The organism is Micromonospora sp. DT63 (assembly GCF_049841615.1).
Taxonomy (GTDB): Bacteria; Actinomycetota; Actinomycetes; order Mycobacteriales; family Micromonosporaceae; genus Micromonospora.
In genome coordinates this window covers 269,625-286,433 of sequence record NZ_JBNCKQ010000003.1, presented here as the reverse complement: position 1 = coordinate 286,433, position 16,809 = coordinate 269,625, and the positions used below count along the sequence as shown (strand labels likewise).

At 71.0% G+C, this 16,809-nt stretch carries 15 protein-coding genes, 1 tRNA gene and 1 riboswitch; of the genes, 7 read left to right on the top strand and 9 right to left on the bottom strand.

Annotation, left to right across the window (positions count from 1 at the left end):
• Positions 1–20: 20 nt before the first annotated feature.
• Positions 21–94, bottom strand: a tRNA-Gly gene (locus ACLQ27_RS13630).
• A 202-nt stretch (positions 95–296) separates the two neighbouring features.
• Between ACLQ27_RS13630 and ACLQ27_RS13625 the strand changes: the two genes are divergently transcribed.
• Entirely contained in the window at positions 297–1,280 is a 984-nt protein-coding gene (locus ACLQ27_RS13625; RefSeq protein ID WP_357491585.1) for a zinc metalloprotease, read from the top strand.
• A 78-nt stretch (positions 1,281–1,358) separates the two neighbouring features.
• On the opposite strand, the gene ACLQ27_RS13620 is transcribed toward ACLQ27_RS13625, so the two are convergent.
• Positions 1,359–1,916 (bottom strand): pyridoxamine 5'-phosphate oxidase family protein, encoded by a 558-nt coding sequence (locus tag ACLQ27_RS13620; RefSeq protein ID WP_425867019.1) that lies wholly within the window; start codon positions 1,914–1,916, stop codon positions 1,359–1,361.
• Between the two features lie 99 nt (positions 1,917–2,015).
• Between ACLQ27_RS13620 and dcd the strand changes: the two genes are divergently transcribed.
• Entirely contained in the window at positions 2,016–2,594 is a 579-nt protein-coding gene (gene dcd / locus ACLQ27_RS13615) for a dCTP deaminase (RefSeq protein ID WP_234588933.1), read from the top strand.
• A 60-nt stretch (positions 2,595–2,654) separates the two neighbouring features.
• On the opposite strand, the gene ACLQ27_RS13610 is transcribed toward dcd, so the two are convergent.
• The gene (locus ACLQ27_RS13610) at positions 2,655–3,695 is read right to left on the bottom strand and encodes an NlpC/P60 family protein (protein WP_425867017.1); all 1,041 of its coding nucleotides are present in this window, start codon (positions 3,693–3,695) and stop codon (positions 2,655–2,657) included.
• Between the two features lie 13 nt (positions 3,696–3,708).
• A riboswitch (cyclic di-AMP (ydaO/yuaA leader) is annotated at positions 3,709–3,845 on the bottom strand.
• Positions 3,846–4,079: 234 nt separating this feature from the next.
• Between ACLQ27_RS13610 and ACLQ27_RS13605 the strand changes: the two genes are divergently transcribed.
• Positions 4,080–6,056 (top strand): N-acetylmuramoyl-L-alanine amidase, encoded by a 1,977-nt coding sequence (locus ACLQ27_RS13605; RefSeq protein ID WP_425867015.1) that lies wholly within the window; start codon positions 4,080–4,082, stop codon positions 6,054–6,056.
• 61 nt (positions 6,057–6,117) lie between these two features.
• On the opposite strand, the gene ACLQ27_RS13600 is transcribed toward ACLQ27_RS13605, so the two are convergent.
• The 5 genes from ACLQ27_RS13600 to ACLQ27_RS13580 form a co-directional block, all read right to left on the bottom strand.
• On the bottom strand, positions 6,118–7,131 hold the full coding sequence (locus ACLQ27_RS13600) for an NlpC/P60 family protein (RefSeq protein WP_357491593.1): 1,014 nt from the start codon (positions 7,129–7,131) through the stop codon (positions 6,118–6,120).
• Positions 7,132–7,298: 167 nt separating this feature from the next.
• A complete protein-coding gene (locus tag ACLQ27_RS13595) occupies positions 7,299–8,300 on the bottom strand; it encodes a hemolysin family protein (RefSeq protein WP_357491595.1) in 1,002 nt (333 codons plus the stop codon).
• Positions 8,293–9,615 carry a hemolysin family protein gene (locus ACLQ27_RS13590; RefSeq protein ID WP_357491597.1) on the bottom strand — a complete coding sequence of 441 codons (1,323 nt, stop codon included), beginning with the start codon at positions 9,613–9,615 and terminating at the stop codon, positions 8,293–8,295. The genes ACLQ27_RS13595 and ACLQ27_RS13590 overlap by 8 nt, the downstream gene beginning before the upstream one ends.
• A gap of 108 nt (positions 9,616–9,723) precedes the next feature.
• On the bottom strand, positions 9,724–11,922 hold the full coding sequence (locus ACLQ27_RS13585) for a (Fe-S)-binding protein (RefSeq protein WP_357573679.1): 2,199 nt from the start codon (positions 11,920–11,922) through the stop codon (positions 9,724–9,726).
• A 310-nt stretch (positions 11,923–12,232) separates the two neighbouring features.
• Positions 12,233–12,496 carry a cell division protein CrgA gene (locus ACLQ27_RS13580; protein ID WP_007454145.1) on the bottom strand — a complete coding sequence of 88 codons (264 nt, stop codon included), beginning with the start codon at positions 12,494–12,496 and terminating at the stop codon, positions 12,233–12,235.
• Between the two features lie 222 nt (positions 12,497–12,718).
• Between ACLQ27_RS13580 and ACLQ27_RS13575 the strand changes: the two genes are divergently transcribed.
• From ACLQ27_RS13575 to ACLQ27_RS13560, 4 genes are read left to right on the top strand one after another with little or no spacing between them, the layout of a single operon-like run.
• A complete protein-coding gene (locus ACLQ27_RS13575; RefSeq protein ID WP_234588926.1) occupies positions 12,719–13,522 on the top strand; it encodes a DUF881 domain-containing protein in 804 nt (267 codons plus the stop codon).
• On the top strand, positions 13,519–15,135 hold the full coding sequence (locus ACLQ27_RS13570) for a class E sortase (RefSeq protein ID WP_425867012.1): 1,617 nt from the start codon (positions 13,519–13,521) through the stop codon (positions 15,133–15,135). Before ACLQ27_RS13575 ends, ACLQ27_RS13570 begins: the two co-directional genes overlap by 4 nt.
• Positions 15,136–15,139: 4 nt before the next feature.
• On the top strand, positions 15,140–15,433 hold the full coding sequence (locus tag ACLQ27_RS13565) for a hypothetical protein (RefSeq protein WP_234591570.1): 294 nt from the start codon (positions 15,140–15,142) through the stop codon (positions 15,431–15,433).
• A gap of 2 nt (positions 15,434–15,435) precedes the next feature.
• Positions 15,436–16,086 carry an aminodeoxychorismate/anthranilate synthase component II gene (locus tag ACLQ27_RS13560; RefSeq protein ID WP_234591569.1) on the top strand — a complete coding sequence of 217 codons (651 nt, stop codon included), beginning with the start codon at positions 15,436–15,438 and terminating at the stop codon, positions 16,084–16,086.
• A gap of 15 nt (positions 16,087–16,101) precedes the next feature.
• Here the strand turns inward: ACLQ27_RS13560 and ACLQ27_RS13555 are convergent, their stop codons facing one another.
• The gene (locus ACLQ27_RS13555) at positions 16,102–16,809 is read right to left on the bottom strand and encodes a SanA/YdcF family protein (RefSeq protein WP_425867009.1); all 708 of its coding nucleotides are present in this window, start codon (positions 16,807–16,809) and stop codon (positions 16,102–16,104) included.

Below are 16,809 nucleotides of genomic sequence, written 5' to 3'. Positions count from 1 at the left end.
CTGATCAGGGCTTCCGTGCGTGGAGCGGGTGACGGGAATCGAACCCGCACTGTCAGCTTGGGAAGCTGATGTTCTGCCATTGAACTACACCCGCAGGCGGCACCACTGTACCCGAGTCGTCGAACCGGTGCACCCAGCCACCCCCGCGCGCCGGCGGGACGCCCTCGCCTCGGAAGAAGTTTCCTCGCGGCAACATATGGCCATTCTCAAATGCATTGATGGGTTGTAACGTCTGCCACACGTTCCAGCCATGGCGTGACACACCCCCTGCCGCGCCACCAGAAAGAGGTGGGCTCATGGGACTCCGTCCCAACCTGCTGACCCGGCGTGCCGCCGGTGTCGCGTCGACGACCCTCGCGCTGCTGCTCAGCACCGCTGCGGTGGGCGTCGTTCCGGCCGCTTCGGCCTTCTCCGCGGCGCCGGGCGGCGCCTGTGCGGAGCCGGCCGACAGCCAGGCCAACGCTCGGGTGAAGCCCGGCGCGGCGGCCACGCACGACCCGAACGAGCTGACCGCGAAGCAGGTCCGGGAACGCGACGCCGACCTCGCGGCGGCGCTGCGTGAGCGCGCCAACTTCCGGGCCGGCGCCGGCGCCACGACGCTGGCCACCGTCACCATTCCGGTGGTGGTGCACGTGATTCAGGAGGACAGCACCCGGGCCGGCGGCAACATCCCGGACTCGATGATCACTTCGCAGATCAGCGTGCTCAACCAGGCCTACGCGGGCGGGACCGGCGGCGCTGCCACCGCCTTCGCCTTCCGGCTCGACAAGATCAACCGGGTGACGAACCCGTCCTGGTACCCGATCGTCGACGGCTCGTCGGCGGAGCGGTCGATGAAGTCGTCGCTGCGGGTGGGCGGCAAGAACACGCTCAACATCTACCTCGGTGAGCTGAGCGACGACCTGCTCGGCTGGGCGACCTTCCCGCAGCGGAAGCTGAGCAGCATGGACGGCGTGGTCGTGCTGAACGAGTCCCTGCCGGGTGGCACCTCCACCAACTACAACCAGGGCGACACCGGCACCCACGAGATCGGTCACTGGCTGAACCTCTACCACACCTTCCAGGGTGGCTGCGGCGGCTCCGGTGACGGCGTCAGCGACACCCCGGCCGAGGCGTCGCCGGCGTACCAGTGCCCGACCGGGCGGGACACCTGCTCGGCGACCGGCCTGGACCCGATCACCAACTTCATGGACTACACCTACGACTCGTGCATGTACCAGTTCACCCCGGGTCAGGCGAGCCGCATGCTCACCGCGTGGAACGCGTACCGCGCGGCGTAACTCTCCTCGCGTACACCTGGTGCCGGCTCCGTCACGACGGAGCCGGCACCGGCGCTTTGTGGGACAACAGGGCCGTGGTCAGGCGGCCGTGCACTGGACGTCACGGCTGCGCCGGGCCGGGCGCGTCTGCGGTACGGCGACCGGCGCCGCCGGCGCGGGCGGGGCTTGCGGGTCCAGCCAGACCCGCACGGCCGGACGGCTCGGGGCGACACCCGGGACGCCTGCGGCGTGCTGCTCGCGACGGGTCAACATCGCCACGTCGACGGTGAACTCGAACAGCCGCCAGTCGACCTGGGGCTCGGCCCGGGCGCTCTGCGCCAGTCGGGCCACCTGGACCGGGTCGGTGACCGGCCAGGCGTGGCCCGCCACGTACGCCTCGTCGTCGCTCTCCTCCGGGGGGAACGAGTGCAGCGCGTAGCGGCCGTCCCGTTCGAGGTCGCGGCGCTTCGGCGAGTCGATGATGAAGCAGAAGAGACCCTCGTCGGTGATGACCGGGGAGACCGGATGGACCCGGGGCCCGCCGTCGGCGCGGACCGTGGCCAGGTAGCCGAAGCCCGGCCCGTACTGCTGCAGGAGAACGCGGATCCCGTCGGCGAGGCGGGGCTCGTCGGCGGCGAATTCGGACCAGGAAGCCATGCGAGCATTCTATCGAACAAATGTACGAGCAGCGACCTCGACGCGCTGGTCACCGGCACCGAATCCGGCCGATCCGGCCGACGCCGCTATGGTGGTCCGATGCTGCTCTCCGACCGCGACCTGGTCTCCGAGATCAAGGCCGGCACGCTGGGCCTGGAACCGTTCGAGCCCACCCTGGTCCAACCGTCCAGCATCGACGTACGACTCGACCGGCTGTTCCGGGTCTTCAACAACCATCTCTACACCCACATCGATCCGGCCATGCAGCAGGACGACCTGACCTCGGTGGTCGAGGTGCCCGAGGGCGAGCCGTTCGTGCTGCACCCGGGGGAGTTCGTGCTCGCCTCGACGCTGGAAGTGATCTCGCTCGGCGACCAGCTCGCCGGCCGGCTGGAGGGCAAGAGCTCACTGGGCCGCCTCGGGCTGCTCACCCACTCCACCGCCGGGTTCATCGACCCGGGCTTCTCCGGTCACGTGACGCTGGAGCTGTCCAACGTGGCGAACCTCCCGATCACCCTCTGGCCGGGCATGAAGATCGGCCAGCTCTGCATCTTCCGGCTCTCCTCGCCGGCCGAGCACCCGTACGGCTCGGTGGTCTACGGCTCGCGTTACCAGGGCCAGCGGGGGCCGACGCCGAGCCGCTCCTGGCAGAACTGGCGTGCCTGGCCGACGCGCTGACGCACGACGAGGGCCCGCCGCGACGAGATCGCGACGGGCCCTCGCTGTGTCCGGCGTCGGTCAGCCGGGACGGCCGTAGCTGTGGATCGGCCCGTCGTCGACCTTCTTCATCTTGATGGGCACACCGGCCTGGGAGGCGTGCACCACCCAGCCATTGCCGACGTACATGCCGACGTGGTGAATGTCGCTGTAGTAGAAGACCAGGTCACCGGGGCGCAGATCACCTCTGCTGACGTTCTTGGTCACCCGGCTCTGCGCGGCGGCGTTGTGCGGCAGAGACACACCGGCCTTCGCCCACGCGGCGAGCATCAGCCCGGAGCAGTCGTACGAGTTCGGACCCTCGGCGCCCCACACGTACGGCTTGCCGATCTGAGCGCAGGCGAACTTGACCGCAATGCCCGCGCCGCCGCCGGGGTAGCTGGCCGGGCAGGGCGCCGGACGCAGGGGACCGCCGCCGCCGTTGCCGTACACCTTGAGGCGCAGCTTCTGCAGCCTGTCGATCTCGTCGTTGATCTGCTTCTTCTTCGCCGCCAGCTGCGCTTCGGTCCGGGTCAGCTGGGCCACCATCTCGTCGAGCGGCGCCTTCTGCCGGGCCAGCTCGTCGCGGAGATCGGCGACCTGCCGGACGTCCTGCTGCTGGTTGTGGGCGAACCGGTCGAGCATTTCGAGCTGCCCGACCACCTCGCCGGGCGACCGGCTGCCGAGCATCGTGTTGACCGTCGACAGGTTCTCGCCCATGTACGCGCGCACGGCCAGCGCGCTGACCTTGTTCATCGCGGCGTCGACCTGGCGCTCCAGGGGCGCGATGCGGGCGGCGAGCGCGTCGGCCTGCTTGCGCTTGGCGGCCAGGTCCGCGCGGGTGGCGTTGTGCCGTTCGATTACCGGTTCGAGCTTGTTCCAGTCGGCGTCGATCTGGCGCTCGATCTCGGCGACGGACGGGTCCGCGTGGGCCGCCGTGGCGCTGCCGGTCAGGACGACGGCAACGCCGACCAGTGCGGCGAGGGCGGTGGTGAAGCGGGACCAGCGTGGACGCGGCACTGTCGACGTCGGGTCGGCCGGGGCCGACCGTTCGGACGACGGCCGCGGGGCATGGAGGGCCACCGGGGTTCCGTACTCCTTCTTCCCGACCGCCTACCGGGTTAGCTGACGGGTTCGGGCGGGAAGTTGGCGCCCTACCGCATTGGCTGCGGATTCACCCCGGGGGAACCTGGGTCCCCGGCTCGCTCGAAAGCGACTCGGCGGTGTCGGTCCGTTACCGCCCGGGATGGGCGGACCTGCTACCGGGCCGACAAATGACCAGAGTAGAGACGGCCGTTACCGATCCGCAACCCGTGCGGCCGTGACACTCCGTACCGATTGGAAGAGATCACCGAGCGTGTGTGAAGGTTTCTTTCGATGCAGTTTGATATATGGAAAGGTATTGACGCAGACTCCCGACCGGCGCGAAGGTGACGACACAGTTACCAGTCAAATCTAGGGGGTTCGATGGAAAGTCCAACCCTGTCCGCCGGCCGGCGCGCATCGCTCGCGGTCGCGGTGGTCATCGCCACGGCCGCCGTACCGCTGAGCGCCGGCACCGCCTCCGCAGCACCCTCCGCCGACCGTCAGCAGCAGTACGCCGCCGCGTCGACCGAGTACGGCGTGCCGACCGCCGTGCTGCTCGGGGTCTCCTACCTGGAGTCCCGCTGGGACAGCAACGCCGGCACCCCGAGCACCAGCGGCGGCTACGGACCGATGCACCTGACCGATGCCCGCCACGTGGCCGCCCTACCCGCGCGCGGCCACCACGACGCCGGCGCCGAGGATCCGCGCGGCGACGACTCCCGTGCCCCCATGGCACCCGCAACGGCCACGGATCCCGCGCCGCCCACCGCCGCGTTGCAGACCGTCGACGCCGCCGCCGCGCTGACCGGGGCCGCCCCCGAGGCGCTGCGCAGCGACCCGACGACAAACATTCGGGGCGGGGCGGCGCTGCTGGCCGCGTACCAACGGGAGGTGGGCGCCCCGGTGGGTGCCGGCACCGACCCCGCGACCTGGTACGGCGCGGTGGCCCGGTACGCCGGCGCGGACAGCGCCGACGCCGCGGCGGCCTTCGCCGACGAGGTCTTCACCACCATCGGCGCCGGCGAGTCCCGCGTGACCGACGACGGCCAGCGAGTGACGTTGCCGGCCCGCGCGGTCCAGCCCCAGCGGTCCTGGTTGGACCGGCTGGGCCTACGACGACTCGCCCGCCCCGACGGGCTGGAGTGCCCACGGACCGTCTCCTGTGAGTGGATCCCGGCACCCTACGAGGCGTTCGGCGACGGCGACTACGGCAACCACGACCTCTCCGACCGGCCCGCCCGGCAGAAGATCGAGTACATCGTCATCCACGACACCGAGGCGAGTTGGGCGACCACCCTGAAACTCGTCCAGGACCCGACCTACGTGAGCTGGCACTACTCGCTGCGCTCGGTGGACGGGAACATCGCCCAGCACGTCAAGACCAAGGACGTCGCCTGGCACGCCGGCAACTGGTACGTCAACGCGAAGTCGATCGGGCTGGAGCACGAGGGCTTCGCCGCGCAGGGCACCTGGTACACCGAGGCGATGTACCGGACCTCGGCGAAGCTCGTGCGGCACCTCGCGCTGCGGTACGGCATCCCGCTGGACCGCCAGCACATCATCGGCCACGACAACGTGCCCGGCACCATCGCGTCGACAGTGCGCGGCATGCACTGGGACCCGGGGCCGTACTGGGACTGGACGCACTACTTCGACCTGCTGCACGCACCGCGCCTGGACACCGGCACCCCGGCCACCGGGCTCGTCCGGATCGACCCCGATTACGCGACCAACCAACCGGCGTTCACCGGTTGCGTCACCCCTGGGACGCCGTGCGCGCCGCGCGGCTCCTCGTCGGTGGTGCTGCACACCGCGCCGTCCGAGGACGCGCCGCTGGTCAACGACATCGCGCTGCGCCCGGACGGCACCCCGAACACGATGGACGTGTCGGACCATGGCGCCCGGGCCTCCGCCGGCCAGACGTACGCCCTGGCCGGACGGCAGGGCGACTGGACGGCCATCTGGTACCTCGGGCAACGCGCCTGGTTCCACAACCCGGCGTCCGCGCCGACCGCCAGCTGGACCGTCGGCGTGGTGGCCGTCCCGAAGCCCGGCCGGGCCACCATCCCGGTCTACGGTCGGGCGTACCCGGAGCAGGCCGCCTACCCCGAGGGTGTGCCGTACCAGGCGATCTCACCACTGCAGTACACGCTCGCCGCCGGTCAGCGGTACGCCGTCGGCGCGGTGCTGGCCGGTGAGTACTACCGGGCCAGCACGTTCGACGGCTCCTCGCCCGGCGACTGGACGGTGATCCGCGGCAAGAACCGGTACGTGCAGATCCAGTTCGGCCACCGCATCATGTACGTCGATCTCGCCGACGTGCAGCTCCTGCCGTCCCCGGTGGGCGCACCCCGCTGACGACGACAAACGACGAGGGCCCCCGGTCATCCGACCGGGGGCCCTCGTGACGTCAGCTGGATCAGCCGGGTCGGCGGAACCCGGCGATGGGCATGGTGTTGATGCTGGACACCTGCACCGGTTTGCCGGCACGAGGCGCGTGCACCATCTGGTTGTTACCCAGATACAGCCCGACATGGCTCAGGCCGGAGAAGAAGAAGACCAGGTCACCGGGACGGGCGTCGGCGCGCGACACGGCCTTGCCCTCGTTCCACTGGTCACCCGTGTGGTGGGTGAGGTAGATCCCGGCCGACTTGTAGGCGTACTGGGTCAGCCCCGAGCAGTCGAACGAGTTCGGGCCGGTGGCGCCCCAGACGTACGGGTCACCGACCTGCTGGCAGGCCGTCTTGATCGCCTTCTGGGCGGCGACGGCGAGCACACCGTTGATGGTCGGGCAGCCGACGGTCTTGACAGTGGTCTTGGGCATCGACGCCTCGAGCTTCTTGATCTCGGCGTCGATCTGCTTCTTCTTGGCCGCCAGCTCGTTCTGCTGCCGGGTCTGGGTGGCGATCAGCGCGTCGAGCTTCTGCTTCTCGCCGTCGTACTTGGCCCGCACGGCCAGCACGCCCTCGACCTGCTTGCGCTCCTGCGCGGCCAGCCGGTCGAGGAGGGTGAGCTGCTCGGTGAGGGTGTCCGGCTTGGCGCTGACGAGCAGCGCGCCGATCTCCTGCGACGGGCCCGACATGTAGTAGCGGGACGCGAGGTCACCGACCCGGTTGAGCGCCAACTCGCTCTGCAGGGCCAGCGGCTCGATCTTCTTCTGCAGGTCGGACGACTTCTTCCGGTTGACCTTCAGCTGCGCCCGGACCTTGTTGTACTGCTCGATGGTGGGCTCCAACTGCTCCCACTTCTTGTCGATCTGCGCCTCGATCTCGTCGACCGTGGGCTCGGCCTGAGCCGGCACGGCGAGCATTCCGGCGCCGACCGCGGCAGCGGCGACCAGCACGAGCAGACGGTGGGCGACCCGACGCAGACCGCCCGGCCGAACGGGCAGTCCCGGGGCGTGACGATGAGGGGGCATGGTTGCCACCGGCACCGACTCCTTTGCAACCGACCGCCGGGCGCCTCGCGTGAGGGAAGGGCCGAGGCAGACGACCCACAGCGGTCGGTGCCCCACATTAGGGAAGCGGTGGGCCGGAATCAAGGCGAGCCGAGTCACCGTCACTGTCACGCAACCGCTTGCACACCAAGGGTGTTGGTCAATTACCCAACGATTGCGGTCAATACGTCGTCGAGCGTGACCACTCCGAGCGGACGCCTACCGTCGCTGACCAGCACCATGTGCCGCCGTTCGCGGCGCATGGCCAGCAGCAGATCCGCCAGCGTACGTTCCGGCGGCACCACCGCCAGCGGTCGGTACACCTGGGCCGGCACCGGCGCCCGACGGCCCTGCCCGGCGTACCCGAGCACGTCCTTGACGTGCACGAAACCCAGGACACGTCGGGTGGACCGCTGCACCACCGGGAACCGGGACCGGCCGGTCCGGGTCGCCAGCACCTCCAGCGACGCCGGGGAGACGTCCTCGGCCACCGTGACCACCGTCGACCACGGCTGCAACGCGTCCGCCGCCGTCCGGGTGTGCAGGGCCAGGGCCCCGGTGATGCGGGCGTGCTCCTCGGCGTCGAGCAGCCCTTCGGTACGCGCCTGCGACACCAGCCCGGCCAACTCCTCGGCGGTGAACACCGTCTTCACGGCCTCGGTCGCCTCGATCCGCCAGAACGCCAGCACCCGGCGGGCCGCCCACTTCATCGCCAGCAGCAACGGCTTGGTGGCCACGCAGAAGGCCAGCATGGCCGGGCCCAGCCAGAGCGCGGAGACCTCCGGACCAGCCAGCGTGATGTTCTTCGGCACCATCTCGCCGACCACCGTGTGCAGGAAGACGACGACGCCGAGCGCCAGCACGAACGCCACCGGATGCACCGCGCGCTCGGGCAGGCCGACGGCGTGGAACGGTGACTCCAGCAGATGAGCCAGCGCCGGCTCGGCGATCGCCCCCAGGCCCAGCGAGCAGACCGTGATGCCGAGCTGCGCGCCAGCGATCATCAGCGGGATCTGGTTCATCGCCGACAGCGCCCAGCGGGCCCGCTTCGAGCTGGCGGCCAGCGGCTCGATCACCGTCCGCCGCGACGCGATCAGCGCGAACTCGCTGCCCACGAAGAACCCGTTGCCGAGCAGCAGCAGCACTGTCACCAGCAGCTCAGTCATCGGCGTCCGGCTCCGCCGGGCGCAGCACCCGGACCTGCTCGATCCGGTGCCGCTCCACCTCCACCACTGTGAACTCCCAGCCGTCCGCGTCGACTGTCTCGCCCGCCAGCGGGATGTGCCCCAGTTGCGCCATGAGGAAGCCGGCCAACGTCTCGTACGGCCCCTCGGGCAGCCGGAAGCCTGTCTGCTCGGCCAGCTCGTCGGAGCGCAGCACCCCGTCCACCAGCACCGTGCGCTCCCCACCCGGCACGGTCAGCTCGACCGGCCCGGTGTCGTCCACACTTGCCGGGTCGAACTCGTCGGCGATCTCCCCGACCAGCTCCTCGACCAGGTCCTCGATCGTGACCACGCCGTCCGTGCCGCCGTACTCGTCGACCACGATGGCCAGGTCGGCCCCGGCCGCCTTCAACGCCGCCAGCACGCCGTCCAGGTCCAGGCTCTCCGGCACGTACACCGGCTCCCGGGCCACCGATCCGACGATCGTCGACGCCCGCGCGGCCAGCGGCACGCCCAGCGCGTCCGGCACGCCGGCCACACCGGTGACCAGGTCCAGGGTCTCCTCGTACACCGGAAAGCGGGTCCGTCCGGTCCGCCGGGACTCCTCGAGCAGCTCGGCCACGGTGGCGGTGGCACGCAGCGCCACCACGTCGACCCGCGGGGTCATCGCCTCGGCCGCCCGTTTGTCGCCGAACCGGATGGTGCGGCGCAGCAGCATCGCCGTGTCCGGGGGCAGCGCGCCCGCGCGGGCCGAGATGGCGGCCAGCAGGCCCAGCTCCTCCGGCGAGCGGGCGCTGGCCAGCTCCTCCTGCGGCTCCACGCCGAGCGCCCGGACGAGGCGGTTCGCCGAACCGTTCAGGCCCCGGATCACCCAGCCGAACGTCCGGGAGAAGGTGTGCATCGGCCCGGCGGTGGCCAGCGCGGCGGGCATCGGTTGGGCGAGCGCCGCGTTCTTGGGCACCAGCTCGCCGAAGAGCATGGAGATGAGCGTGGCCAGGGCCAGCGCCAGGAACGGGGTGAAACGCTCGGTGCTGTCCCCGGCGACCGGTCGTAGCAGCGGGGTGAAGATCCGGGCCAGGGCGGGCTCGGCCAGGTAGCCGGTGAGCAGCGCGGTGATGGTGATGCCGAGCTGCGCCCCGGAGAGCTGGAAGGACAGCTCACGCAGCGCGGTGCGGACCGTCAGGGCGGCCTGGTCGCCAGCGGCGGCCCGGCGGTCGATCTCCGCCCGGTCGACCGTGACCAGGGCGAACTCGGCCGCGACGAAGAACGCGTTGCCCGCGGTCAGGGCTATGAAGCCGACCAGGGGCAACAGCGTCATCAAGAGCAGGCCGTCGATGTCGCCTCACCTCGGCGAGATTCTTGCACGACGGCGGCGGCCCCCGGAGGGGCCACCGCCGTCGATGTTCAGATCCCGGTTGTACGCGTCTCAGCCGGCGACCGGCGCGGACTCCTTGTCGCCCCGCGGCTGCTCCGGCTTGACCGAGCGCAGCAGCACGCTCGCCACGTCGATCACCTCGACCTGTTCGCCGGCACCCTTGCCGTTGACCCCGTCGTTGAGCATCGTCGAGCAGAACGGGCAGCCGACGGCGACGGTCTTCGCCCCGGTGGCCATGGCCTCCTCGACCCGGTCCACGTTGATCCGCTTGCCGATCTTCTCCTCCATCCACATGCGGGCGCCGCCGGCGCCGCAGCAGAAGGAGCGCTCGCTGTTGCGCGGCATCTCGGTGATCTCGCCCTCGATGGCGTCGCCGAGGACCTCGCGAGGGGCCGCGAAGATCCGGTTGTGCCGGCCCAGGTAGCAGGGGTCGTGGTAGGTCACGCCGCCGTCGACGGGCTGCACCGGCGTCAGCTTGCCGGTGGACACCAGGTGGGCCAGCAGCTGGGTGTGGTGGACCACCTCGAACTCGCCGCCGAGCTGGCCGTACTCGTTGCCCAGGGTGTTGAAGCAGTGGGGGCAGGTCGCGACGATCTTGCGCTTGGCCTTCTCCCGGCCCTCGAACGCCTCGTTGAGCGTCTCCACGTTCTGCTGGGCGAGCATCTGGAAGACGAACTCGTTGCCGATCCGTCGCGCCGGGTCGCCGGAGCAGGTCTCGCCCTCACCGAGGATCGCGAACTTCACGCCGGCCTCGTTGAGCAGCGTGGCCACGGCGCGGGTGGTCTTCTTGGCCCGGTCCTCGAACGCGCCGGCGCAGCCGACCCAGAACAGGTACTCGAAGTCGTCCACCTCGCCGACCCGGGGCACCTCGAAGTCCAGGCCCTTGGTCCAGTCCTCGCGCGTGTTCTGCGGGGCGCCCCACGGGTTGCCCTTGTTCTCCAGGTTGCGCAGCATCACGCCGGCCTCGGAGGGGAAGCTCGACTCGATCAGCACCTGGTAGCGGCGCATGTCGACGATGTGGTCGACGTGCTCGATGTCCACCGGGCACTGCTCGACGCAGGCACCGCAGGTGGTGCACGACCAGAGCACGTCCGGGTCGATGACACCGCCCTCCTCGGCGGTGCCGATCAACGGCTTGTCGGCCTCGGCCAGCGACAGCACGTCCAGGTGCGCGAGCTGCGCCTGGGTGGCCTTCTCCTCGCCGGTCAGGTCCTTGCCGCCACCGGCCAGCAGGTAGGGCGCCTTGGCGTACGCGTGGTCGCGCAGGCTCAGCACGAGCAGCTTGGGCGACAGCGGCTTGCCGGTGTTCCAGGCCGGGCACTGCGACTGGCAGCGACCGCACTCGGTGCAGGTGCTGAAGTCGAGGAGGCCCTTCCAGGTGAACTGCTCGACGTGGGCGACGCCGAACTGGTCCTTCTCCGGGTCCGCCTCCTCGAAGTCGAGCGGCTTGCCCTGGCTCGTCATCGGGCGCAGCGCGCCGAGGCCGGAACCGGCCGGCTTGGTCGGCTCGCGCTTGAAGAAGATGTTGGGGAACGCCAGGAACCGGTGCCAGGCGACACCCATTGTGACGTTCAGGGAGATGACGATCAGCCAGGTCATCGAAATGGCGATCTTGATGAGCGCGGCGACGCTCGCCCCGTCCGACCAGTCGGGCAGCACCGCGCCGACCGCGTGACTGACCGGGGTGGCCCAGAACGGGTACTCGAAGTGGTCGGTGGCGACCTTGAAGCCGCGGATCAGCAGGCCGAAGATCAGGACCAGCAGCACGATCCACTCGACGAAGTAGCCCTGCCACATGGTCGAGCCGGTGAACCGGGACCGCCCGCCCAGCCGGTTCGGCCGGTTGCGCAGCCGGATCGCCATCAGCACCAGGATGCCGACCAGGCCCAGCACGGTGATGATCTCGGTGGCCAACCCGAAGATCGTCCAGTGCCCGATGATCGGCAGGCCGCCGGTCGGGGTGACCACCTCGAAGTACGCCTCGAGCACCAGCAGCGACAGCACGATGAAGCCGACCATCACGAACCAGTGCGCGGCACCCACCACGCCCCACTTGAGCATGCGGGTGTGACCAGCGGTCTCCACCAGCATCGTCTTCGTGCGGGCGCCCTTGTCGGCGAACCGCTCCGGAGCGGGTTGCCCCAGCCGGATGACGGCCGTCATCTTCATGACCGCGCGCACCGCCAGCCACACCGCCACGGCGGTGATGCCGGCCGCGAGGATCGTGGTGACGATCTGGACGCTGCCCATCGAGTTGGCCTCCCCGGTCTGCTGCCTGTCGAGCGGTTCAGCAACCGGGACCGGAGCAGGACGAAGCCGGCGTCGCGCCGCTTGCACACCTGCGACCGGACCGGTCGATGACCTCGCTCCGCTCGGTCATGCAGTGCAGCCTACGCGCAAGGTTACCCAGCGGTAACGTGAGTCATCTCGCAGTAGGTCACGCTGCCTGCGGACACCATAGGGTGCCCGGCCCGGTCCCGCCGGGCAGGGGCGTGGCGGGTGACCTGGATCCTTCGTCGCGGCGACGCCCCGGGCCAGGCCCAGCGACAGCCGGAGAGGCTCAGCGCCAGCGCGAGAGCAGCACCAGCGACGCGACCATCGCACCGAAGCCGACCGCGAGGTTCCAGTACTGCCACGAGGCGACCGGGTACTCCTGCTCGGAGAGGTAGTAGACGACCAGCCAGCCGATGCCCGCGACGATCAGGGCGACAGCGGTGATCGGCAGCCACACCGGGCTAGGCTTGCGCGACGCCGCCGTCGTCGTCGGACGGACGTCCGTCGGCGGGGTGTACACCTTCTTCTTGCGGACCTGAGACTTGGGCACGGCGCTCTCCAGAGGGGGTGACGACCTCGTCCGGCCTGACAACCGGACGCGGAGGCGACGGTTCATGGCCAATAATGTTCGACAGCTAGCGTAGTCCGGAACGGCCGCCTGGACCACGAATGGGGTCAGGCAGGTACATGGAGTGACCGAAAAGGGCGGGACTGTTCGCATCACCGGCCCGGCCGGCACGAACCGATCCCCGACACGCGGAAGGAACGCTCGGTGGAGTACACATCCGGCGCCGCCTCCTGGCAGAAGGCCCTCCGACGGGCCGTCGCCGGGCTGCTGCCCCGGCGGCCACGCCAACGGCGACCAGGCTGGTCGATCGGGGTGCCCCTGATCGCCGCCGCGGCGGGGCTGCTCTTCACCACCACCGCGACCACGGCGGGCGGCACCGCTCTCCGTGAGGACCGGCGGCCCCAGCTCAACCAGCTCATCGAGGAGCGCGAGCAGCAGGTCGAGGCGAGCGAACGCCGCGCTGCCACCCTGCGCGACGAGGTCCAGCAACGCACCGACACGCTTGCCGGCTCGGACGCCCCGATCAAGGCCCAGCAGGCCCGCGCCCAGGGCAGCCTCAAGGCGGCCGGGTTCACCGCCGTCACCGGCACGGCCGTGACAGTCGAGCTGAACGACGCGCCCCAGCACGACGACGAGGCACACTCCGACGCCACCAACGACGACCTGGTCGTGCACCAGGGCGACGTACAGGCAGTGGTCAACGCGCTCTGGGCGGGTGGAGCGGAGGCCATGTCAATCATGAACGTCCGCGTGCTCGCAACCAGCGCGGTACGCTGCGTCGGTAACACCCTGCTGCTCCATGGGCGGGTGTACTCCCCACCGTTCAAGATCGTAGCAATCGGCGATCCCGCTGCCCTCCAGCAGGCCCTCGCCAGCTCTGAGGGAGTCCGGTTGTTCAAGGACGCAGTCGACGACTATCAACTCGGCTACAAGGAGTCCGTCTCCACGGTGACCATCAAGGCCTTCGAGGACTCGACCGCGCTGCGCTCGGCGACGGTGCCCAGGTGAGCAGCCCGGAAGACCGCCGCGACGGGCGACACCGGGACCAGGCGGACGACCCGACCGCCTTCCTGCCCAAGGTCGACCGACCTGAGCCGACGCCGGAGCAGCCCGAGCCGACGTCGGGCCGGTCCCGGACCGGCAACTGGCCCGAGCCCGTGCTGCCCAGCCGGCCACGGGCACCGCGTCCGGCGGCAGCTCCCGAGCCGCCGAGCGCCGCCGGCCCACCCCCGGCCGACGGCCTCGTAGCGCCGGTCCGTCCCGGCCCCGGTCCGCGCGCCGACCACCCGGTCGCGCCCAGCGCCGGCCGGCCCGACCCGCAGCGCGCTGCGCAGCACCCGAGCCCGGCGGCACCGCCGCCCTGGCCCGGCGCCGCTGCGACCGGCTCAGCTCCGCACGGCGGATCCAGCCAGCCCTCCGCCGCCGCTCCCGGCCGACCGACCGCGCCCCCCACGCAGGGGCCGGTCCGGCCGGCCGCCCCGGGCACCGACCCCACGCGCGTCCCGGCCCCCGGCGCCGTGCCGACCCGCCCGGCGACCGCCAGCGGCCCGGCCGGCGCCCCGACGCCCCCCGGCGGCACCACCCCGTCCGGCGGCGACGCGCCGACCGCGTTCATCCCGAAGGTCGGGTCGGGCCCCGGACGCCCGAGCAGCGCGGCGGGCGCCCCGGTTTCTCCCGCCGGGCCGGGCCGCCCCGCCGACCCGAACGCCACAGCTGTCATCCCCGCTGTCCCGTCCGGGCCGGCACCCCGGCCTCCGGCCATGGACTCCACGGCGCTGATGGGCGCCGTCCCCCGTACGGCGACGCCGGATGAGCCGGCCGGCGCGGACGACAGCGCCGGCGAGCCTCCCCGACCCCGTCGGGGCGAGCGGGTGGTCCAACTCCGGCCGCACCAGACCGGCGAGGGCTACAAGAGCGTCTACTCGGAGCTCACCCGCCCGACGCTCGCCTCCCGCGTGCGCAGCGGCATCCGGGCCACCGGCGAGGTCCTGATCACCTTCGGCCTGGTGGTGCTGCTCTTCGCCGGCTACGAGGTGTGGGGCAAGTCCGCCGCCGTCGACGCCCACCAGCACGACCTCAGCAACCAGCTTGCCCAGGTGTGGGGTCCCAACGACGACCCCACGGTCGCCCCGTCGGCCACTCCGAGCGTCAAGCCGTCCCCGCCCGTGCACGGCAAGCCGATCGCGGGCCTCTACATCCCCAAGCTCGACAAGAACTGGGTGGTGGTCGAGGGCGTCACCCAGGCCGACATCCGGTACGCCCCGGGCCACTACCCGACCAGCGCGCTGCCCGGTCAGGTCGGCAACTTCTCCGTCGCCGGCCACCGTAACCGGGCCACGTTCTGGCGGCTGGACGAGCTGAACGACGGCGACCCGATCGTGGTCGAGAGCAAGACCGACTGGTACGTCTACCGGGTGTCGCAGACCCGCATCGTCAAGCCGACCCAGGTCGAGGTCGTGGCCCCGGTTCCCGGCGAGCCGAACAAGCGGCCGACCAAACGGATGCTCACGCTGACCACCTGCAACCCCAAGTGGGACAACTACCAGCGCCTGATCATCCACGCCGAGCTGGACTACATCGTGTCCAAGTCGGCGGGCCGTCCGGCGGAGCTGGGAGGCTGACCCGATGTACGCCTTCATCTGGCGCAAGCTCCCGTTCGGCCTGGCCGGCAAGCTGATCGGTTCGGTGCTGCTCGCGGCCGCCACGGTGGCCCTGCTCTGGTACGTGGCCTTCCCGTGGGCCGAGCCGCTGCTGCCCTTCGACGACGTGCAGGTCACCCAGGACTCCGGCGTTCCCGGGGAGCCGGGCGAGCCGGGCGGCGGAGACGCGGTGACCGGAGACGCTCCGGCCGGTGACGAGCACGAGCTGCCGTACGACACCGACCGGAACAATCCCGCGCCGTCCACTCCGAGCAGGTGACCATGCGCGTCCTGGTGATCGACAACTACGACTCGTTCGTCTTCAACCTGGTCCAGTACCTGGGCCAGCTCGGCGTGGAGTGCGACGTCCGCCGCAACGACGAGATCGACGTCGCCGAGGTCGGCCGGGTCGGCGCGGCCGGCATTCTGCTCTCACCCGGACCGGGCAGCCCCGACCGGGCCGGCATCTGCCTGGACGTCATCCGGAAGTACGCGGGCGAGCTGCCGATCTTCGGCGTCTGCCTCGGCCACCAGGCCATCGGCGAGGCCTTCGGGGCGACCGTGACCCGCGCCCCGGAGCTGCTGCACGGCAAGACCTCCGAGGTGCGGCACCACTCGGTAGGCGTGCTCGCCGGCCTACCCGACCCCTTCACCGCCACCCGCTACCACTCGCTCGCCGTGCTCCCCGAAACACTGCCCGACGAGCTGGAGGTCACCGGCTGGACCGGCTCCGGTGTGGTGATGGCGATGCGGCACCGGACGCTACCCATCGAGGGCGTGCAGTTCCACCCGGAGTCGGTACTCACCGAGGGCGGCCACCTGATGCTCGCCAACTGGCTGGCCGGTTGCGGCCACCCGGAGGCACTGGAGCGTGCCCCCGCGCTGGCCGCCGAGGTGGACGCCCGGCGACTCGCCGCCTTCGCCACCGCGTAGACCGACAGCGGCCGGTCAGCTGCTCAGGGCGTCCCGGACGGCGGGGCTCACCGACGAACGGACCGCCGGGGGTCGGCCGCGCACCGCGTCCCAGGCGGCCTTGCCACTGGCGAAGTAGTCGCGGACGGCCTTGCGTGCGAGCAGGCCGGGTCCGCAGCCGTCGCATCGTGCGGTGACCCCGTCGACGTCGAGGCCGAGGTGCCGGCAGAGCGTCACCGCCCGGGACAGGTGGTACGACTGCGTCACGACCAGAGCCCGCTGGACGCCGTACACGTCTTTCGCGCGGATGCAGCTGTCGTACGTGTCCAGGCCGAACGGGTCCGCCACCACCCGCCGAGGGTCCACGCCGAGCGTCTCGGTCAGATACGCGGTCATCACCGTCGGCTCGTCGCCGGACGTGCCACCCCCGTCGCCGGAGACCAGTACCACCCGGGCCCGCCCGGTACGCACCAGCTCGGCGGCGGTCTCCAGGCGGCCGGCGAGCCGTTCGCCCGGCTGCCGCCCGTCCGCCGTCACCGCCGTACCCAGGACGATCACGACGTCGGCAGCGGGAGCGTCAGCTTCGCCGTACGTGTGCCCGTGCGCTCCGAACGTCGTCCACAGCCAGGGGACGCTGCTCAGGACGAGCAGGACCACGACCACCGCGATCCCGCGCAGCAGATGCCGACGCCACCGGCCCGTCCTCGGACGATCGACGGCGGAGCCCCGCCGGAGGCTCCGCAC